The organism is Ruegeria sp. BF8 (genome assembly GCF_056538625.1).
Genome location: NZ_JBQFTL010000002.1, coordinates 1 through 18,122, shown reverse-complemented (window position 1 = coordinate 18,122; position 18,122 = coordinate 1). Strand labels below are relative to the sequence as shown.

The window sequence follows — 18,122 nt, the reverse complement described above, 5'->3', positions numbered from 1 at the left end:
AATGTCGCTTACTAACGAAGGAACGCTCTAGTTTTGCGAAATAGCTTGCTGGAACGTTGCGATGACTGATGCTGTGCAAAGCCGCGATTTGGGTTTTCATGTTGCTGTGGGCAGGCGCGAGTTTCATCTTTATGACAGGAACCTTCGGCTGGTTTGAACAGCCAAGAGATCCCTTGTCTGGGCTATTTCTGCTACCCTTGGGCCTACCGTGGGTACTTGCAATTGAATTTGCGCCGGAGACCGTCAGGCCACTGTTAGCAATACTGGCGCCGTCGGTGAATTTGGTGATTTTGGTGAGATTATGCAGGAAAAAGAATAGAGCAAATTAGCCTCTGTAATGGTGACAAACCTCAGAGCATTAGGAAACAAAACAAATGGGTAAACTGATTTTGGGACTGGTTATAGGGCTGCTTGTGGGCGGTATTGGTGGCGGGATGCTGGGCATCGGCAGTGGCGCTGGAATGGGCATCGCTACCGGGCTTTCAGCCGGTGTTTGTGGGATTGCAAATGCAGCGCAACAGGAGGGCCTTCTGACAGAAGAACAGGTCGATCAAGTTTTTAACCGTGCTGTCACTAACCTGAGAGAACTGACCCCGGACGCGGAAGAAAACGGGGATGCGATCGTCGGAGCGGCCAGCGAATGTGATGCCGTATTGCAGCAACTGCGCGACGCGGCGGTGTCTAATTAATACCAGGAGAGTTTAGTTATGCGATCAAAGGTTCTGGCTTTGTCTCTTTGTATCTCGCCGACGTTCGCCTCGGCCGCTGACGTCGGACAGGACGCGATTGACAGTTGCATCGACCAATTGCGTTCTGTGGGTGGGCCGGACGGACAAAGCGGCACTGTTCTGTCTACAGAGTTTTCCGAAGCAAATTCGCTCGTCATGCTGCAAGACAAAGGCGAGACAGTCTGGAGATGTCTTGTGTCCAACGACGGTCAAGTCGCTGAACTCAGCGTCGCGCAGGCCGCCGATGACGGCCAAGGCGCAATGGCGGGGTCCGGCGGTTTACCCGTAGTTTCAGGAACCCAACGGGTCCAATTCGCGGCAGGTACCAGCGGCGCAGCGATGTCGGGCACTTTGAACCCGAATACATCAGTGAGCTACGTGCTCGGCGCAGCAGATGGTCAGTTCATGCGCGTGGACGTGGGTTCCCACGGTGGCGCGTTGGACTACAAAATTTTCAACCCGGATGGCTCGCTCCTTCTAGACCTGATCTCTTCTGATACCCCTTATCGAGGCCAACTTTGGCAGTCTGGCGATCATGTGGTCGAGGTCCTAAACGCCGGGGCGCAACCGGTCACCTTTGATATTGGTATCGGCATCGAGTAGCCACCGAGTTCAACAAGCAGGAAATCCAATGAAGTCATTTGTTCCCTTTGTGGCTGGATTTGCAGCACTTGGCCTTGTCGCATGTGATACTCCAAGCACTTCTACCGAACCGGGCCAACCTGCTATTGGCAGTTCAAGCGATTTGACTGCATTCGAAGGAGCACGTGCCGGCCAAGCGGAGATGGGCATACAGAACCTCGGGTACGAGTTGATCCGCTCCGAGGGTCTCACGTCATTCTGGTTTAACCGTGATACTGGCGCTTGCGCGCGGATAACAACGGCGGATGGTCGCTACTCTGATGTGACTATGCTGCCTGCGGAGGACTGCTAATGGATTGGTTGCACGCGATTGTCACGGGTCTTTTGTGTGGTGGCGCATATTGGGCTGTAAGAAGTATGGGTTGGTTTGAGAACCGTTCAAAAGTTCAACAAGCGTTGATTTTCTTTCCGATCATTTTCATCGTCGTTTTGATCTTGAACCTTATCTGGCCATCGGCCTGATCGCTGCGCCGTTTGAACCTCGCTGACACTTAACGTTCGAAGGCAGGAAAACTCGCACGGGTTCTTTCCCTTTTCTGACAGACCGCAAAGTCGGCAAAGTAGACATTCTTAAAAAAAACCTGCCAATGACCGCACCGAGCCCTTCTCGGATCTTGATCGCGCGCGCAGCATTCGAAACCATGGGCAGAGACACTCGCTGCATTCGATGGCATAGCAAACAGGTGTTTTAAAGTTTTCAAACAACTTCGCACAATGGAGAACCAAATGTGTCGATCGATCCTGATGCTGCTAATCGCAATGTGGATATTGATAGGTCCAGCATCATCCCAACCGCTCTTTGAGGATTCAAAGGCTTTCGATCCTTCCAGCGAAACGGCAATGGCGATTACCGGGCCAGTAATCTTGTCCACCAAGCGGATGGTCTTCGAGACCGGCAGGTTTCTTGATCTCGAAGTTTATGACCCCAAAAGTTCAGGCAATTGGGGTGCGTCTGGCGACGTGCCTGTTGCTCAGGTGTTTCGTGTATCAGGCGATGCAGGCCCACTAAGGCAGGGAAACACGCTTTGTGGCGACCAACCAGTCACGTATATGGCAACCTGGAGTGAGGACAGCTCCGGGTTTACCTACCTTGGCGTAGCGATGTTTACTGGCATGGAACCGCCTGCAGGCATTGCCGGTCAAGCGTTGTGCGCGACGTACTTCTTCTCGATGGATGTTACGGAGTAGTCCGGCAGTTGTCCTGAACTCATCGACAGAGAGGACCATTCAAAGTCCCGGGCAAGCATGTGGTTCAGCGGTAGGGAATGCTGAAGAACGAGAAGCTGTTGGTTTGGGTGATTACGGGCGCTCCCGTTTCCGCCATTAGGCTTGCCATTGCTGCACTTCCCGTCGGACAGGCCACAAGATCGGCCGAATCGTCGAGCAAATCGCCAGTAAACGCCGTTTCGCCGACAAGCTGGCACTCGTCCGCAACACTTCGGTAACCGCGAACGAAGTTCAGTTCCGGGTCGGGTTCGCTGATCGCTACCTCTTGAGCGGTTTCGACGCATCCCGTCACCGTCAGCGCCAAAGCGCAGGCACATATGGCACACATGGTCTTTTCGAGGCGCCTTTCCATATATTCTACTCCCACTCTGCACCCGTGCTGCGCCAGACCATTTCATCTGAATCCCAAACACTGGCCACGATGCAGGGAGTTGGGTTGATCCCACCACATTGCGAGCCATGCACATCCGCCAAAAGCACGCGGAATGGGCCGATGTTCGCCATGTCCCATCCTTGATTGAGAAGCGAGAACAAATGTTCCTCGACCAAGAAGTGAGACATGCAACCGCCTGTCCCGCAATAGAGCGACACAGCGGTGGAACAGGCAAAACCCGCCTCGTCCAGAACCCAGTCCCGCTTGATGTCTCCATCGAGATCGACGCGGTGGATGGCTCCCAATTCAAGGGCGAACTGTCCATTCTCGAAATCGGAGCACGCCTGCTGCGCGGCCTCGACTTTTTCCAGCAACGGAAAAGGCAGTTCGGACAAATCTTGCGCGTTTGCCGAACCAGTGTATAGAGCTGCAAACATCGCATGAAGAGCGACCGTCCATCGTCGAACAGCAGCCCATTTTCCCGTTCCGGCTAGCTGGTTTTGCATCCCGGTCTCTCCAGCCTTCCCATGAGGTTCAATTGCATTGTTCGTAGGTGTAATCGCCGAATTCGATCCAGTTCCGTCCGCCATCGCTGAAGACGAGGAACTCTGACCGATCTTCACCCAGGAGCGCCACCTGGAAGCCTGCTGGTGGTTCAGAATTTCCGAAGAAGCTATATGAAGTCATCGCCCGAACTGTCTCACCATTGACGGTCACGATAGCATCCCACTGCTCGCCGGGTTGACCCACGATGGCGTATTCGATGACCCTCTGCACGGCACCGCCACCGCAATACACAATGCCTTCTGGCGCCTCCATGCTCTGAGATGTCGACGCGTTAGAGCCGCAGGCCGCGCGCAGGGATCTTACCGCCGCGGAAGATCCTTTGAGCGTGAAGATACCATAAGAGACATCCTGGTCAGCCATCGAAAGGTTCAGAACGGCGTTCTGCGCAATCTGATCCAAAACGAAATCATAGTCGCCCTGATCGAAGAAACGGACCTCAACAGGATAGTTGTCGACGAGCGAGATATCCGCATTCACTGATCCTGCCTGAAACGCACCTACCTCGGTCGAACCATCCTTCATGAACCGAAAGGACAGGCCCTGCCTGGAGACAATATCCTGCGAGTCGTCATAACCTGCTGGCGCGAAACGGACACGGTCGCACTGCAACTCCAGAGTCATGTCGCCGGTCTGAATGAAGGCGTTGGCGTTCGGCGGCCCACTGAAGTTCCACTCAGCCATGGCAGGTGATGACATCATGATTGTGAGGACCGTGCCGGCGACTAGATGTCTCTTCATAAGTAACCTCCTAGGCAACTAAGCCATGTTTCGTCATTCTGCCGCGAAAGCACTGATGATCCACGTCATAAGTTCAAGCTGCGGGTGCACCATATTCATTTTCACCTTCCTGTGACGGTCGGCTTAGCCACCAGATCATCAGCACAGAGAGTATCAGTTGAAGAACTCCCACAACCATCAAACCTGTGACGCCAAGTAGAGCCGCTGGGCCCCTCAATGCTTCAGGGTCGTCAGCCCCTTGCTCGAGGACTGAAAATACAGCGATGCCACTGAACAGCATGAACATGGTTGCGATGCTGAGCGCTGCAGGCAAGAGCAAGTACCAGCCTGGTCTTCCAGTGTCATGCAAACGCCGCCATCCGGCGGCCAGCATGGGCACGACAACTGCAAGTTGGAAGATCGGAGTTAAGACTTGGCTACTCTCTCCAGTTTCAGGGTTCACGCCGAATAGAGAGGCGTCGATGATTGCCAAAACAATGCTGACGAGGACCACGAACAACACAAACCACCAGTACTCTGACCGCGCCGCGCGCCCGGAAAAAACGAAGTATTTTGTGAGGCACGTCTTTATTGCTTCAACAAAACTCATGTTTGTTCATTCCCTGAAAACGTTGCCACATATGTTCTGCCAAGAGGAAACGTAACACAAGCATTGGTCAATGGGTCATGTGTCTGTCGGAATATTGCTGCGCTGAGGCGAACGGCAGCTAGTGTCCGCAATGCAGTCGTTCAATGAATTTGGCTGAGCGACCGCATCGAGCCCGTATAGCTCATTGGCGAACGGCGCTGCAGCTGTCTCTATGGGCGGTTAGCAGACCTCCGCTACGCGGTGCCCCAACGGCTAGTCTGCGGACAAAACAACCTTTCGCGACATACGATGCAGCGGTTAAGGCGGATGCGAAGTTTGCAGAAGCTCGTCGCCGTTCACTCCTCCGTCTCCAATCACTTCAGCCTGGGGCGATCCCTTCCCAACCGAGACACCTTCAAGTTGTCACGGCGCTGCCGCTCTTGCCGAGTGGCGCGAACTTGGCGCGCTATAAGCGACATGTCTGTTGGCCTAGCTGAGACTTGTTCGAACCGGCCTCACAGTATCCATCGATATTCTTATTGATCCTTGTCAAGATTGGCGCGGGCAAGACGTGGTACTGTCAATGGTAATTCAGGGGGGGCTCATGGAAGAGTTGATCGAAATCGGAAGATCATTCGCCCAGGCCATGCGTGAGCGCAGGGGCCTTGCAAGTGTTGATGAAATGTATGCCGAAAACGCACAGTCGATAGAGGCAGTCGTGCCTCCGGTTCGACAATTCCGCGTTTCAAAGGGGCGAGAAGCCATCAAGGGAAAAAGAGAGGATTGGTTGGCATCGCATGAAATCCAAGAACTAGAAGTGGATGGCCCCTACGTCCACCCACCCAACCGCTTTGGAGTGCGCTTCAGAGACGAGGTCGTTCAGAAGGCCACGGGTGAGCGTATGACCCTGCGCGAGATCGCGGTGTATTCGGTGGCGGAAGGCAAGATTGTGCTGGAAGAGTTTTTCATGCTGCCGAAATAAGAAGAGCGATCAACAACACTGTCTCTTCGTAGGTTTAATCCGTGCGCACGGCCTTTGGGCGAATTGAAATTCCGGACGGAGGTCGGGAATGCAACACAAAACAGTGGCATATTATGTAGGAGTTGATGCTGACGACGCGTCGATTTTGGAATGCGCTGAAACTGCTTGTAACCACAACATTCACTTGAATTGCGTGTTGATCGCGGACTTACCCAACCTGCCGTACCTAAAGTATGGATCAAACAGGTTCGTTGAGGCGGGTCTTCCCTCAAACTGGTTGGATGTTCTTAACGGAAAAAATGCCGCCTTGAAGTCCCGCGCCACAGAAGTTGAAGCGCTTCTGGTAGGGCAAGGCGTATCTGCAAATGTAATTGCCTTTATGGGATCTGGAGCAGAGTTGAAGCATCTTGTGGCTGGCCAAGCCAATCGCTCTGATATCGCCTTTCTAGACGCTGAGTTGCGAAAAGACCCCGATTTGTTTCATAAGATCGCGTACGGAGTATTGTTCCATTCGCCGGTAGGCCTGATGATAAATGGAGATCCGTTTGCCCAACGCGACTGCATTTTTTTGGCATGGAATGATAGCCTGCCTGCGTCTAGGGTTGCGCATTTAGCTTTACCCATTCTTCTGGCGGCCAACGAAGTTGTGATTGGGTGTTTTGATTTGCCGTCGCCTGATGACGTAGAAGGTCAAGCGCCCGGAACCGACCTAGCTGGATGGCTCAGCCATCACGGTTGCACTGTGACCGTGTCGCAGTTTCGGTGCGGCGGGAATTCAATTGAACACTGCATTCAGGAACGCGCAAGAGAATTGGGGGCCGACCTCGTTGTTATGGGCGCTTACGGGCATTCCCATTTGCGTCAGTCGGTATTTGGGGGAACGACACAAGCAATGTTGGAGCAGACAAGGTTGCCAGTGCTGTTCGGGCACTGATGAAGAGAACTGGCGACTGTGATTTGCTGGTATAGGTAGCTCTATACGTTCATCGGTTAATACGGGAACAGCCAGTTGTTATTGGGTACTCGCTTGAGGTTGAAGCGTGTTTGCCCGCCCGTTTTCGCCAAGGAACTCTATCACAATTAACGTGAGTTCATCCCAGTCAGTAAACTCCCTTGCCCCTTCTCGTGGATCGATTTTTCGACCGAGCAAGACGACGCGCTGAAGAAACTCCCTCTCAAAATACCCGTAGTTTTCGGGCCTCACCGCGCCTGCGATCAAAGCCGTCGCATTTGGTTCAAAACCTGTTCGAAGAAGCATTTCGTCAAGATAGTCGCGTGCTTCTTCTCGACCTGACGCGAAAGCAGCTTTTAGACCGACGGAAAGCACGAGAGACTTTCGCTTCATTAAGGCATCTCTATTTGAAGCGACAAATGCTTCGAATGACTTGGGGTGCTTACGCTCGTGGACAGGGGCCAGGAGAATAACCTTGACCACTTCGTCAAGTGAAACGTGGCTGGGCGTTTCATCGGTATTGATCAGCTTTGCATCGAAACCGGCATTCTTCGCGAGATCGGTGATGAAGCGCGCAATCTTTGCTGTTTGGCCTTCGACCGTGGCGAAGGCGATGAGTAAAGTCATTCCGATCCTCCCAAAAATCGGTCTGAATAGATTGCTTATTATGAATAAGTGACGTGCGTTGCCCTTGATCTCCATCAAAGGCGTTTCATGGGGGCATATCTGGATCGTTGCGGTATGCTCATGCTGTCCACGCGGAGCATGTTTATTAGGAAGTTCGTGACGGCATCCATCTCCAAGAATACCTGCCTTTTCGGCCGGCAGCCTTGAAGCTAGCCAACCCCTGGCGGTCTAGCTTTCTACCTTAAGCAAAAGGCCAAGACAGCGACGAAGATTGAAATACTGATCAACCAAACTGCGAGTTTTACTTGTTGGCGTGCGGGCAGGTTTCTGAGCAGTCTAATCATAGTCAAACCTTTCAGACAAAATCCGGTGTGACGCGGTGCCCCGCTCAATCAGATGATCTTCGACCGTGTCCATCATGGCAGGGGGGCCGCAGAGAACAAAAAGCCAGCTTTCAAATTGTTCAGAAGACAAATTGCGGTCCAACAGATGACCGTCGATCAAGCCTGTCTCTCCGGACCAATCCTCTGGCGGCTCGGATAGAACAAATACTGTTTCTTCTTTGGACAACTCCTGGCGAAAAGCAATCTGCTCCTCCACCCGGTTGCCATAGATAAGCTTGAGCTCGTACTGTGTTCCACTCAACCGTACCTGACGCACAATGCTCAACATGGGCGCGATCCCGACACCACCTGCGATCAGAACAATGCCTTTCTCAGTTCGGTGGCTGATCGATAGATTTCCGTGCGGGGCATCCAGATAGGCCGTGGTTTGCGGAGCGATCTGTCTGAGGCCGCATGTGAAATCCCCAAGCTCCTTTATCATGAATGAAACTTCGGGGCCTTCGGCTGGTGCCGAACTAATCGAGAATGGGTTCTCATGCAGCGAAAAAACACTGTGGCCGACGTTTAGCCAAGCAAATTGCCCTGCTTCGAAGTTTAGTCCGTTGTGACCATCTGGAACGACGCGCAACTCCCATTGCTTCGGTGTTAGTCGAGACACAGACGTGACGCGCCACTGTCTCTTCCTCTGACGTAAAGGGCGAACGAGATAGACATACAGCAAAGTTCCAACTGCAATACTGGTTAGGGCAAGCCAGAGATAGGTTAGTAGCGGATGCCCACCGTAGCGCCCAGCATAGACCGTGTGATGCAACAACAGGCATGCGATCACCAAGGCTCCCAGCCCGTGTAAGAGGCGCCATGTTTCGTATTTGTAATCAAGGGATTTGCGGGCAATTGCCGAGGCGACCAAAATGAACAGAAATAGATATGCGCCGATGCCCGATACCAGCGTAGAAAAGTCGGTGGAAATCGTAAGTTGGTTTGTTTCATCCCACGGGCGGCGTCCGCCCGAAGGCGTACCCTGATAGAGAAGCGGGTGTATCAGCGCAAAGCCGAGTGCTGTACGCGCCATCAACTGATGCACCCGCATGGTTACATCCATACCCAGACCGGAAGAGATGAACCTGAACCGCCCAGACAGCAGGAACTCGACTAAGATTATTGAAAAAGCCAGCATCCCAAGCCCGGACGCGAGCTCTTGATTAAATGATCGTGGTGGCCACCCCAAGGACCAAGAAAAACCCAAGGGAGCCAAGATCAGCAAAACGTAAATCAGCGCCAGATAAGGCCATTTCATACAGTTTTGCTCCACTGTGCTAAAGCTAGGCAGCTCGGGCTCATTCAAAATAAACGCTAAGCTGACCTGGGATTCCGATCAAGACTACTGAGAATGGTGTTAACTTCACCACGACGAGGCAAGTTTAGTGAACGAAGTTTCCCGTTTCTGTTCGTTCAGCCGCCGCGTTCGGTCTGGCTGATCCTGAGGTTGCATGCTTGCGCAAGATCAAGGTCCTTGACCGCTTTTCCTGTCATAATGTTGCGCGCGTGAAATCAGGCCAATGGAGGAGGCTCAAAATGTTAGAAGACAAAAAGTCCCCGCAACTTTTCACTGGAATGCATCCGCTCTCTGACAACTTTCGGCGTGAAATGGAAACCCTGATGTCGCGTTTTCTTGGGGAAGGATCACCCTTCCTGCCGATGGAAACGGCTGCGCAACGCACGGGTTTTCCGTCCCTTGATATGACGGGTGCGATTTCACCGGCAATCGATGTCCAAGAAACGGATTCTGCGATTGTCCTGACGGCTGAATTGCCGGGGCTCGAAGAAGATGATGTGGAAATTGAAATCAAGAATCGCAGGCTAATCCTGCGCGGTCAGAAGAAGATTGCGCATGATGAAACGGGCGATCTTCGTGTCAGCGAAAGAAGCTATGGCAGCTTTTCAAGAGCCATGTCGCTGCCAGATACTGTAGAAATCGACAATATTTCAGCGACGTTCGACAAGGGCGTTCTGCATATAGAAATGCCGAAGATTGAGCCTCAGGACCCAAGCCGTAAGATCAAGGTATCGTCGAAATAGACGGTCTGGTGGCTCGATACCGTGCTTGAAAAGAGCAAAGCAGAGGGTCGATCGTGGATCGACCTTCTTAGAGTTGCGGCCTGATAAGTGTCTTTGGTTGAATCCGCGCAGGCACCGCAAGCACCTGTACAAATGTGTTTTTTGTACATTCGTACCAGGCCATGGGTTTGGCGTTTAAGCGTGGTAGAATGCCCTCACGCGTTTGGGTAGGGGGCCACAATGCGAAAACCAGAAGAGAGTGGCATGACACCCTCAGGACATGCTGGTGAAGGTGAGGTGCGGGCCTTTCTGGAGAGCCTGACCGGACCATCGCGCGGCTACGTGAACTGGCTGGTCGATAAAGCCCTGACCGTTTCTGTTAACGATGGCAGGGTGTTAAGCCTTCGACCTAAAGACGACCTGCCTCCGCATGACAACGATATTGCCACCTTAAAGTGGGCTGACGACGGTTACACGATAGCCGCGTCAGCAGGGCGCAATGTATGGGTGAACGGACAAAAAGCCTCATCGGCGCTTCTGAGGCATGGCGATATGATCGAGTTCGGCGAAAAGGGCCCAATGTCTCGATACAGGTTGTGCGATCACTCATTTCCCGCGCACCACACAGTCGAAGATATCCTCAGTGACGCCTATGCTTACACCCGAACGAGCCGTCGACCCTTCGCTAAAAAGATGTCTGGTGCCCTGCGCGACAGCGGGCGGCGGCTTGCGTCTCAGACCACGATACTGTTCAGGATCACAGTACTTGCGACGCTTCTTGTGATCGCGGGGTTTGGGTACCTGCTTTACCAAAACGACCGGCGCTTGGCGGATAGTATTGAACAGGAGTCCCGCAAGATCGAAGCGGTCGCGATTATGCTCGCCCAGACGCGAGAAGATGCAATTACGCCTGATGACTTGGCTTCTTTGCGTGAAGCTTTTAAGAACCAGGTTCTGTCGACCGAGCAGCGTCTTGGAACCTTGGAGCAGCGGGCCGGAGCCCCCACGCGGGTGATCGCTGCCTCGACCCGGTCCGTCGCTTTCCTTCAGGGGGCTTATGGACTGCGCCACGCGGAAAGCGGGAAGATATTGCGGCATGTATTGGGACCGAATGGAGAAAACCTGAAAACCCCATTCGGCCAACCTTGGATCGAACCGGACGGGACCGGCGAACCTGCAGAATTTCAATTCACCGGAACCGGCTTTTTGATTGCTGGGGTACCGTTGATGGCCACCAACCGCCATGTCGCTTTGCCCTGGACTTCGGGGAACCGAGAGAAGGCGTTGAGCGACGCTGGCCTTGAGCCTGAAATGTTGAGGCTGTTGGCCTATTTGCCTGATCAAACGGAACCAATAGAGGCGCGTTTGGTTCGGTTCAGCGAAGCAGCAGACTTGGCGATTTTGGCAGTTGAGCCAAGCGTTCAAGACCTCGGAATTCCGTTGGCGGATGCCACGTCGCGCGTCGGTGAAGAGCTTTTTCTGTTGGGATATCCAACGGGTTTGAAAGCTTTGATCGCGCAGGCCGGTCCGGGCTTTCTAGAGGAACTGGAGGCAGAAGGAACGCTGAACTTTTGGTCGATCGCGTCCCGGCTTTCTACTCAAAGCAAGATTCACCCACTCGCAAGCCGGGGGATCGTTGCACGAACAAGTGAGAGCGCCATCGTTTATGACGCCGAGACCACGACCGGTGGGAGCGGGGGGCCAGCATTGAATCGGCGGGGCGAGGTCGTTGCGATCAATGCTGCGATCCTGCCCGAGTTTGGTGGCTCAAACATCGGCGTCCCGGTTTCACATCTCAGAGCTCTGCTGAGAGAGGTTGAAAGCCAGTGATCATTCACTCGTTCGGAAGCGCGAGTTTTGAACGAAAAACACTGTGGCCAGTGGAACGATCACCGAGATCACGGCTACGGAGATCAGCAAGTATCCAAGTTGACTGTAGTCCGCGGCAGACGTGACCTCACCGGTCTCTGGATATGTGACGGCGCGTGTGACGACGTATATTTGGTTGAGGTATTTGGTGCTGAGGCTGCTCGCCGACAAAGCCATGTTTGTGAATGATGCCATCACCGCAAAAAAGGTCGCTTTCAACTGAACAGGGGCATTGCGTGCAATCCAAGCCAACATCGGGACCATGGCAATCTGTCCAAGCGGCGATTCAACAGCAGTGTCGAGGATGGCAATAAATCTTGCGTCGACAACACCACCGGTATGCGCCGCCGTCCATTCATGCACACCGTAATAGAGGGCAAGGTTGGGCAGCGCGAGCACGCCCGCCGCAATAGTCAACAGTACCACTACGTGCGCAATCGAACGGTTGGCCATGAATGGCCGCAGAACAATTAACCCGAGCAAGGCCAGCAGCGAGGTCAACAATGCCAGGATTGCCAAGAATTGCTCATCGAACCCCAGTTCATCGATTTCAAACCAAGTCAGGCCTGGTCCTGATAGCGGCACAGCGCGAAACACAAAAATGATTGTCGCTGTCCCGATCAGGGCTCTGGCTTGTGCTGGTTCCAGCTCTTTCAACAGGCGCGACATAAGGTACAGGATCACCGTTAGAGAAACCGCAAAGACTGTTTCTTGCGCAAACTCGAAATCGGCGGTTCCCAACACGATGCTAAGCACAACGAATGCGAAGCCGCCCAGCAATATGGACCATTTGACTTCGGTGACTTCATCCGGCGCGTAGGGCGGGTCGCCCGATCTTATACGCTGACGCTGGATCAAGCTGTGAAGAACGACACCGCTGACGGATAACACAGGGATGGCCAGAGCTATCAGATACACCTGGCCATAAAGCGCAAGGCGATCGGATTTTTGCAGATCCTCTGTTCCAGAGAAAATCCAGATGTTTACAGCCGCAACAGCGGCAAACCCAGAAATAATGGAAACTCTGCCCAAGGTTTGCATCGTCGTGTGCTGAGCACGGGTTTCTTCAGGCGAAAATGGTAGGCCGTGCTGGTCAACCTTCGGCACCGCCTCAACCGTCATGGCGTCGGCAACAACGTCCTGAATGGCATAGCCCGAAGGCGCCAAGAGCAAGGCAACAACATACCAGTCTTCCAGCGGCATGAAACTGGACATCTGCGCAGGTGCGGTCACGAGCCCGTACATGGTGAGCAAAGACAACGTGATCAAGGACGCGCCGAACAAGATCAGCAGGGACTTCCAGCGCCAAACCAGGTCCACGACATGACCAAGCGGCATTTTTAGTATCCACGGGATACCAGCCCAAAATGCTAGCCCTGCAACGAAAGAGGCGGATAAATCGAGGTAGTCTTTTAGGAAAAAAGCACCAACGACCGAGGTCAGGCCGGACACGCCGGCCGCAAAATAGACCATCAGTGGTGGCAGATAGGACCATTGCAGCTGCTGAACCAGATCCACAAACGTTCTATGCCACCAGGCCGAAAGTTTTGATCCTATGGAAGTTTGGTCAGTCGTCATATGCCGTGGCAGCTCGTTGAGGCCTTTGGGTCGTTGTATCAGTTAGAGAAATCCAGATCCGAAAAGCAATGCACTGGTGATCACCCCAAGGATCGGTATCACAAGAGGAACGCGGAAGTGCTTTGCGGACTCGTCCGGCTTCATCTTCAGCAGGATCAGCGAAATATTGACCAGTACAAAGACGCCGAGAACGATCTGAGACGTGCGCTCTGCCAGAATACCAAGCGGTATAGTTTGGGTCAGCAAAACGATGATCGCCACGACCAGCAAAGTAGCGATAACTGGTGTCTGAGTTGCTTTTGGGACAATCGCCAGAACCTTCGGTAAATGATTACGGTCAGCTAGGCCGTAGATCACCCTCGAGGCCATGATCATCTGGATCAGTACTCCGTTGACTGTCGCCACAATCGCGACTGCGGAAAAGCCCTGTTTGATCACCTCGGGCGCGTTTGAAAACACAAGCGCGAGGGGGGCTGCGGATGTCGAAAGAACATCGATCGGAACAACAAGTAGAACCGTCATTGAGGTTCCTAGATACAACACGGTCGCCAAAACGAGGGTTAGTAAAATCGCTTTTGGAATCGTGCGGACCGGGTCTTTAACCTCTTCTGCCACGTTGGCCATGTCCTCGAAGCCAACAAATGCAAAGAAGGCGAGAAGTGATGCCGCGAAAATGCCTCTCCACGCGTCGAATTCAAGCGGTGGAAGCATCGAACTGATTCCGTATCCCTGCGGATCCTGAACCGACATGCCCCAGCCAATCACAAAGATAAGGCCTGCGATCTCGATGATCGTAATGACAGCCGCAACAAAGACCGACTCAGTGATCCCCCAAAGTGCGATTAAACCCATGATCAAAACGACGCTGATGGTCAAAACAGGGATCGCAAAACCGGTTAAAGCATGCAGGTATGATGCTGCGCCAATTGCAACTGCAGAGGCAGAGATAATCCCCGAAGCTGCGACCGCGAGGCCGACGAAAACCGCCATCCATCTTTTCTGAAATCCCGCTTCAACATAGGCCGCTTCACCTGCGCTGACGGGAAATCGTGTTGCGAGTTCTGCATACGAAAGCGCGGTGAGTGATACGACGAGCGCGGCTAAAACGAACGAAAACGCTGCAAACGGTCCAGCAATGTCTGCTGTCGCGCCGACTAAAACATAAATGCCCGCTCCGACCGTTACCCCAAGGCCATAAAGCGTGAGCAACGGGGTTGTAAGGGCCCGCCTGAGTTTCTGTTCGTTTGGATCAACAGAGTTCATAAGTGATTTCCGCCAACTGCCCACTCCGAACGTCGTCAGTGGCGTCCTTCTCTTTTTGTCTCGATTGGCGCAGCGGCTTAATCCTATGGTCAAAGCTGCACCGAATGCCGTGTGTCTCAACCTGGGCACATTGGGCGCCAATCAACTAACTGGGGGCTCGCCATCACTCCTGCCGAGCCCCCGTGGGTGGAACTTCCACTCCTTCAAAATTCCATTCACCTTTGTGTTTACTTGGGGACAGGACGGTGAACGTAGAATATGTTGAAACATTCGAATTTTACTATGTAATTCATGTTGGTGCTTTGATCTATGTCAATCACCTCGCTGCGACGGGTCTGCGAGGCTGAACGCAACCCAACTGTCGTTTGTCGTCGGACTTAAAGGCAAAGCAAACATGTTCGATGGTTTCAGATTTAGGGTGGAAAGCAATTCGTGACGCTTTGGAACCTGTTACCAGTCTTGGGCTCGGATGGATGCGCTCAGATGGTTGCATCGCGTGCCTTATCACCTCTGACGAATTCTCAGGTATATGAATATATTGGAAGGAGAACCGTCTGCGCGCAAGGGTGGTGAGGTCAACGATGAGGTGGCGTAGTTGTAGGCCGGCAGGAATAAATTAGGCGCGTACACCAAACGCTATTCGACTGAAACGCCAATCCTCGTACAGGAGCGTCCAAAATGAGCAAGGTCAAAGTGCTTTCTTAAGGATGCCTTATAATTAGATCTTCTTCCGGGGCAGCAAATTGGAGGAGCATATGCAGATTTTTCGAGGGATTTTACTGGCACTGTTCGTCACGGGGCCCGTACTAGCGCAGGAGGTCAGCGTTGATGAGGGAAGTGATTTGTACCGGACGTATTGCTGGCAATGTCACGGTTTCGAAGCAACCGGAGACGGGCCAATGGCGGAAATGCTGGCTATTCGAACACCTGACCTTACCAAATTGGCGGGCGAGAACGGCGGTGTGTTTCCGATAGATCTTATAGCTGAACAGATTGACGGTCGTTCACAATTGCTCGCCCATGGGGGCGAAATGCCAATCTTTGGCGCGGTGTTTGAGACAGACCAACAAATCGCGGTGGCTCTGCCTAATGGGCAACCTATGATGGTAGGCCTGCCGTTGGCGAATTTGCTCGCCTTTCTTGAATCGATCCAGTCTGAATAGTTACTGACCAATCTGCTCATCTGTGTCAGCCGTTCGTCTGATTGACATGAGAGTCAACGGCGGCCCCAACACCTCGAAGGCCACAGCGCTGGCTAGAGTAAAGGCCATGATCGACGCGGCCCAATGTGGAAATTGCTCTCCGGCGACGAGGGCCATTCCTACCGCGACACCGGCCTGTGGTAACAAAGCTGGGCCGTACCAGCGGGTCTGACGGCTAGGCAGGCCGCCAAGTCTCGCTCCACAATAACCCCCGACGAGGCGGGCTACGGCGCGCAAGAATAGGAAAAGACCACCAGCCCAGCCCATCAAGCCGAAGGCTTCAATATCCAGCGTGGCGCCAGCCAGTAGGAAGAACAAAATCATGAACGGCCACTGAATGTGCTCGATCTCATGAAAAGCACGGTCGTGATGGCGGGCAAGATTCCCAATAACTGCGCCAGCAACCATGCTTGCGACAAGGAACGAAACTTCTAGCCACAACGAAAGGCCTGCTGTCAGAAACACGATTCCCACCGCTTCGGCTTGCATTGGCTCTCCCGGCTTCAAGCGACCTGTGAGGTAAGCGGATGGCACGCCTAGCGCGGAACCCAACAAAATAGCCCCTCCGAAATCCCACATCGCTGTGGTCGTGACGGTGGCCCAACCATCCGAATGACCGGCCAGAACCAAGGCGATGCTGAAAACGATCAGACCCCAAGCGTCATCAATTGCGACGACGCCCTTTAATGTCTCTGTGAAGCTGTTGGACACCCCAGATTGCTTGATCACGTCTGTCATGGCGGCCGGAGCCGTAGCCGTAGCAATTGCCGCCAGCACCAGTGCCAACCCGAAGGGTACGCCGATTGCGGTCAATCCAGCAGACACGATAACAAGGGTTGCAACCACGATTGAAATCGAAATCGTCAGAATGGCTCTGCCATGCCGAACCAGGTTCTCGCGGGTTAAGGAACCTCCAAGAAGAAACGCGACCATCGTTAAAGCCACAATGGAAATCTCGTCGAACCACATTGCAACGTCGAGTGGGATCAAACCCATTCGGGCGTTCCCGGCGATCAGACCGAGGAAAAGCAAGGTTGTAACACGAGGAAGATGCGTTACCCGGCCAAGTTGGTCGGCCGCCAATCCGGCAAGGAAGAGGACACCTAGGGTAATCAGAAAGCCGGCAATGTGCATAGAGATCCAAGCGTTAAGTTCTTGTCTAAACTACTTTAACTCCACCCCTGCCATCTTGGAACCGATGTCGGAGAGAATGCCAATGTCCCGTGGCAGCCTAAGCCGAAGATCCTAAAAAATGGGGGATATTGATCTGTATTAAGGCGAAAGCGCGCCGCAGGTGGCACAATAGCTCATTAAGGAAATGAGGAGGAACTTTCGATGCCGACAAAGAAATCTAGCACAAATAGCCCGACCTCACTTGTGGATGTTTTCAAGCAAATGCAGCCGCCCATGTCTGGCAATCCAGCCTTCGGTGCCCAGATCGAACAATTTTGGGACGCACAAGAAAAAATGCTCGAAGAAACAGAGGCCTTTGCGCAGCATTGGTTCGAACGGCGTCATGAGGCGGTTCGGACGGCTCTACAAGCTGCACGCAAAGTGTCTTCTGCGAACCCGTCCGATCCATCGAAAGCCCTTCAGAGTATGACGGAGTGGCAGCGCCATTCGGCTGAGCGGTTGGTTGCTGACGCGCAGGAATGGTTCGAAACCGTGTCTCGTTGTGCATCTTATGTCGCTGAAACCGAAGCTGAAGCTGTTGAGAAAACAGTTGATGATGTCGTAGCCGCTACAAACAGCGCGGGGAAATCTTCAAAGTCTGAGCCTGTTTAGGGTTCGTGCCGCCGAAAAACCAAACTGAAATCATCGGAGCAGTAGATAGGAGGTCAAATGTACAAAAACATCCTGATCCCGGTTGCTCTGGACAAAGAACACGACACTCAAGCGTCGTTTAAGGCTGCGCGCCAATTGGCTGATGCCGACGCTGTTTTCACCGTTGTGCACGTCCAAGAACCTATTCCGGCATATGTGGGTTCTCAGATTCCAAGTGAAGTGCTTGCACATACGCGGCATGAGATATTGGAGAATCTGCATAACACTGCCTCTGAAATCTCAGACGCGAAGGTACAGCTCATCTCCGGGCATGCGGGTAGGGCAATTGTCGAATTCGCAAACCAGAGCGACGCCGATTGCATCGTCTTAGCTTCGCATAAGCCCGGATTCGAGGACATATTTCTAGGTTCCACTGCGAACAGAGTCGTGCATCATGCCAAGTGTTCGGTTCACGTAATTCGGTGATCCAAAGCTAGCGATGCGAGATCTCTGTGGGGTCTTGTCAGAAGAACTTGGGGTCTTGTCAGAAGAACTTGTCTTGAGGCAGGCAGGACGGTTGCGTAGCTTTTGCCCATGACCAAACCTGCCTCTTTCAAGTACTTCAAAACCAGTCCCGAGG

General features: G+C 53.2%; 19 protein-coding genes and 1 pseudogene. 11 read left to right on the top strand and 9 right to left on the bottom strand.

Annotated features, from left to right (window positions below):
• Positions 1 to 374: 374 nt before the first annotated feature.
• The 3 genes from ACR0LD_RS07615 to ACR0LD_RS07605 all read left to right on the top strand — a co-directional run bounded on the left by ACR0LD_RS07615 (position 375) and on the right by ACR0LD_RS07605 (position 2,558).
• Entirely contained in the window at positions 375 to 689 is a 315-nt protein-coding gene (locus ACR0LD_RS07615) for a hypothetical protein (RefSeq protein ID WP_093964951.1), read from the top strand.
• A gap of 18 nt (positions 690 to 707) precedes the next feature.
• On the top strand, positions 708 to 1,331 hold the full coding sequence (locus tag ACR0LD_RS07610) for a hypothetical protein (RefSeq protein WP_093964952.1): 624 nt from the start codon (positions 708 to 710) through the stop codon (positions 1,329 to 1,331).
• Positions 1,332 to 2,096: 765 nt separating this feature from the next.
• A complete protein-coding gene (locus tag ACR0LD_RS07605) occupies positions 2,097 to 2,558 on the top strand; it encodes a hypothetical protein (protein ID WP_480636308.1) in 462 nt (153 codons plus the stop codon).
• Between the two features lie 64 nt (positions 2,559 to 2,622).
• Here ACR0LD_RS07605 and ACR0LD_RS07600 read toward each other — a convergent pair whose 3' ends face one another.
• From ACR0LD_RS07600 to ACR0LD_RS07585, 4 genes are all read right to left on the bottom strand, one after another.
• The gene (locus ACR0LD_RS07600; RefSeq protein ID WP_170582946.1) at positions 2,623 to 2,949 is read right to left on the bottom strand and encodes a hypothetical protein; all 327 of its coding nucleotides are present in this window, start codon (positions 2,947 to 2,949) and stop codon (positions 2,623 to 2,625) included.
• Positions 2,950 to 2,954: 5 nt separating this feature from the next.
• Positions 2,955 to 3,476, bottom strand: a complete 522-nt coding sequence (locus ACR0LD_RS07595; protein WP_174822009.1) for a hypothetical protein — start codon at positions 3,474 to 3,476, stop codon at positions 2,955 to 2,957.
• A gap of 28 nt (positions 3,477 to 3,504) precedes the next feature.
• Positions 3,505 to 4,275, bottom strand: coding sequence for a hypothetical protein (locus tag ACR0LD_RS07590; RefSeq protein WP_480636306.1), 771 nt, complete (start codon positions 4,273 to 4,275; stop codon positions 3,505 to 3,507).
• Positions 4,276 to 4,348: 73 nt separating this feature from the next.
• Entirely contained in the window at positions 4,349 to 4,864 is a 516-nt protein-coding gene (locus tag ACR0LD_RS07585) for a DUF805 domain-containing protein (protein WP_093964957.1), read from the bottom strand.
• Positions 4,865 to 5,152: 288 nt separating this feature from the next.
• Between ACR0LD_RS07585 and ACR0LD_RS07580 the strand changes: the two are divergent.
• The 3 genes and pseudogenes from ACR0LD_RS07580 to ACR0LD_RS07570 form a co-directional block, all read left to right on the top strand.
• Positions 5,153 to 5,315 (top strand): annotated as a pseudogene (locus tag ACR0LD_RS07580) (IS6 family transposase); the annotation flags it as partial.
• A gap of 132 nt (positions 5,316 to 5,447) precedes the next feature.
• On the top strand, positions 5,448 to 5,825 hold the full coding sequence (locus tag ACR0LD_RS07575) for a SnoaL-like domain-containing protein (protein ID WP_480636304.1): 378 nt from the start codon (positions 5,448 to 5,450) through the stop codon (positions 5,823 to 5,825).
• A gap of 88 nt (positions 5,826 to 5,913) precedes the next feature.
• A complete protein-coding gene (locus tag ACR0LD_RS07570; protein ID WP_170370237.1) occupies positions 5,914 to 6,759 on the top strand; it encodes a universal stress protein in 846 nt (281 codons plus the stop codon).
• A 78-nt stretch (positions 6,760 to 6,837) separates the two neighbouring features.
• Here ACR0LD_RS07570 and ACR0LD_RS07565 read toward each other — a convergent pair whose 3' ends face one another.
• Together ACR0LD_RS07565 and ACR0LD_RS07560 are read right to left on the bottom strand one after the other, a co-directional pair.
• A complete protein-coding gene (locus ACR0LD_RS07565) occupies positions 6,838 to 7,404 on the bottom strand; it encodes a flavodoxin domain-containing protein (protein ID WP_480636302.1) in 567 nt (188 codons plus the stop codon).
• A gap of 336 nt (positions 7,405 to 7,740) precedes the next feature.
• Entirely contained in the window at positions 7,741 to 9,045 is a 1,305-nt protein-coding gene (locus ACR0LD_RS07560) for a ferredoxin reductase family protein (protein WP_093964960.1), read from the bottom strand.
• Positions 9,046 to 9,242: 197 nt separating this feature from the next.
• Here ACR0LD_RS07560 and ACR0LD_RS07555 point away from each other — a divergent pair, with 197 nt between their 5' ends.
• Both ACR0LD_RS07555 and ACR0LD_RS07550 read left to right on the top strand, forming a co-directional pair.
• The gene (locus ACR0LD_RS07555; RefSeq protein WP_480636300.1) at positions 9,243 to 9,827 is read left to right on the top strand and encodes an Hsp20/alpha crystallin family protein; all 585 of its coding nucleotides are present in this window, start codon (positions 9,243 to 9,245) and stop codon (positions 9,825 to 9,827) included.
• 219 nt (positions 9,828 to 10,046) lie between these two features.
• Entirely contained in the window at positions 10,047 to 11,636 is a 1,590-nt protein-coding gene (locus ACR0LD_RS07550) for a trypsin-like peptidase domain-containing protein (protein ID WP_480636298.1), read from the top strand.
• On the opposite strand, the gene ACR0LD_RS07545 is transcribed toward ACR0LD_RS07550, so the two are convergent.
• Both ACR0LD_RS07545 and ACR0LD_RS07540 read right to left on the bottom strand, forming a co-directional pair.
• Positions 11,637 to 13,253: an MFS transporter gene (locus ACR0LD_RS07545; protein WP_480636296.1), complete on the bottom strand. Its 1,617-nt coding sequence runs from the start codon at positions 13,251 to 13,253 to the stop codon at positions 11,637 to 11,639.
• Between the two features lie 42 nt (positions 13,254 to 13,295).
• Positions 13,296 to 14,516, bottom strand: coding sequence for an APC family permease (locus tag ACR0LD_RS07540; protein WP_260065402.1), 1,221 nt, complete (start codon positions 14,514 to 14,516; stop codon positions 13,296 to 13,298).
• Positions 14,517 to 15,271: 755 nt separating this feature from the next.
• Here ACR0LD_RS07540 and ACR0LD_RS07535 point away from each other — a divergent pair.
• Positions 15,272 to 15,679, top strand: coding sequence for a c-type cytochrome (locus tag ACR0LD_RS07535; protein ID WP_141138522.1), 408 nt, complete (start codon positions 15,272 to 15,274; stop codon positions 15,677 to 15,679).
• Here the strand turns inward: ACR0LD_RS07535 and ACR0LD_RS07530 are convergent, their stop codons facing one another.
• Positions 15,680 to 16,852, bottom strand: coding sequence for a cation:proton antiporter (locus ACR0LD_RS07530; RefSeq protein WP_170404229.1), 1,173 nt, complete (start codon positions 16,850 to 16,852; stop codon positions 15,680 to 15,682).
• Positions 16,853 to 17,053: 201 nt separating this feature from the next.
• Here ACR0LD_RS07530 and ACR0LD_RS07525 point away from each other — a divergent pair, with 201 nt between their 5' ends.
• Both ACR0LD_RS07525 and ACR0LD_RS07520 read left to right on the top strand, forming a co-directional pair.
• Positions 17,054 to 17,503, top strand: a complete 450-nt coding sequence (locus ACR0LD_RS07525) for a phasin family protein (RefSeq protein ID WP_170343047.1) — start codon at positions 17,054 to 17,056, stop codon at positions 17,501 to 17,503.
• 57 nt (positions 17,504 to 17,560) lie between these two features.
• Complete coding sequence (locus ACR0LD_RS07520; RefSeq protein WP_093964967.1) at positions 17,561 to 17,968, top strand: universal stress protein; 408 nt, start codon at positions 17,561 to 17,563, stop codon at positions 17,966 to 17,968.
• Positions 17,969 to 18,122: the final 154 nt, after the last annotated feature.

Bases quoted from the DNA above. Each gene is read 5' to 3' on its own strand.
- ACR0LD_RS07615 (WP_093964951.1), top strand. From the start codon at position 375: ATGGGTAAACTGATTTTGGGACTGGTTATAGGGCTGCTTGTGGGCGGT.
- ACR0LD_RS07520 (WP_093964967.1), top strand. From the start codon at position 17,561: ATGTACAAAAACATCCTGATCCCGGTTGCTCTGGACAAAGAACACGAC.
- ACR0LD_RS07575 (WP_480636304.1), top strand. From the start codon at position 5,448: ATGGAAGAGTTGATCGAAATCGGAAGATCATTCGCCCAGGCCATGCGT.
- ACR0LD_RS07530 (WP_170404229.1), bottom strand. From the start codon at position 16,852: ATGCACATTGCCGGCTTTCTGATTACCCTAGGTGTCCTCTTCCTTGCC.
- ACR0LD_RS07545 (WP_480636296.1), bottom strand. From the start codon at position 13,253: ATGACGACTGACCAAACTTCCATAGGATCAAAACTTTCGGCCTGGTGG.
- ACR0LD_RS07600 (WP_170582946.1), bottom strand. From the start codon at position 2,949: ATGGAAAGGCGCCTCGAAAAGACCATGTGTGCCATATGTGCCTGCGCT.
- ACR0LD_RS07590 (WP_480636306.1), bottom strand. From the start codon at position 4,275: ATGAAGAGACATCTAGTCGCCGGCACGGTCCTCACAATCATGATGTCA.
- ACR0LD_RS07550 (WP_480636298.1), top strand. From the start codon at position 10,047: ATGCGAAAACCAGAAGAGAGTGGCATGACACCCTCAGGACATGCTGGT.
- ACR0LD_RS07610 (WP_093964952.1), top strand. From the start codon at position 708: ATGCGATCAAAGGTTCTGGCTTTGTCTCTTTGTATCTCGCCGACGTTC.
- ACR0LD_RS07585 (WP_093964957.1), bottom strand. From the start codon at position 4,864: ATGAGTTTTGTTGAAGCAATAAAGACGTGCCTCACAAAATACTTCGTT.
- ACR0LD_RS07595 (WP_174822009.1), bottom strand. From the start codon at position 3,476: ATGCAAAACCAGCTAGCCGGAACGGGAAAATGGGCTGCTGTTCGACGA.
- ACR0LD_RS07605 (WP_480636308.1), top strand. From the start codon at position 2,097: ATGTGTCGATCGATCCTGATGCTGCTAATCGCAATGTGGATATTGATA.
- ACR0LD_RS07560 (WP_093964960.1), bottom strand. From the start codon at position 9,045: ATGAAATGGCCTTATCTGGCGCTGATTTACGTTTTGCTGATCTTGGCT.
- ACR0LD_RS07570 (WP_170370237.1), top strand. From the start codon at position 5,914: ATGCAACACAAAACAGTGGCATATTATGTAGGAGTTGATGCTGACGAC.
- ACR0LD_RS07525 (WP_170343047.1), top strand. From the start codon at position 17,054: ATGCCGACAAAGAAATCTAGCACAAATAGCCCGACCTCACTTGTGGAT.
- ACR0LD_RS07535 (WP_141138522.1), top strand. From the start codon at position 15,272: ATGCAGATTTTTCGAGGGATTTTACTGGCACTGTTCGTCACGGGGCCC.
- ACR0LD_RS07565 (WP_480636302.1), bottom strand. From the start codon at position 7,404: ATGACTTTACTCATCGCCTTCGCCACGGTCGAAGGCCAAACAGCAAAG.
- ACR0LD_RS07540 (WP_260065402.1), bottom strand. From the start codon at position 14,516: ATGAACTCTGTTGATCCAAACGAACAGAAACTCAGGCGGGCCCTTACA.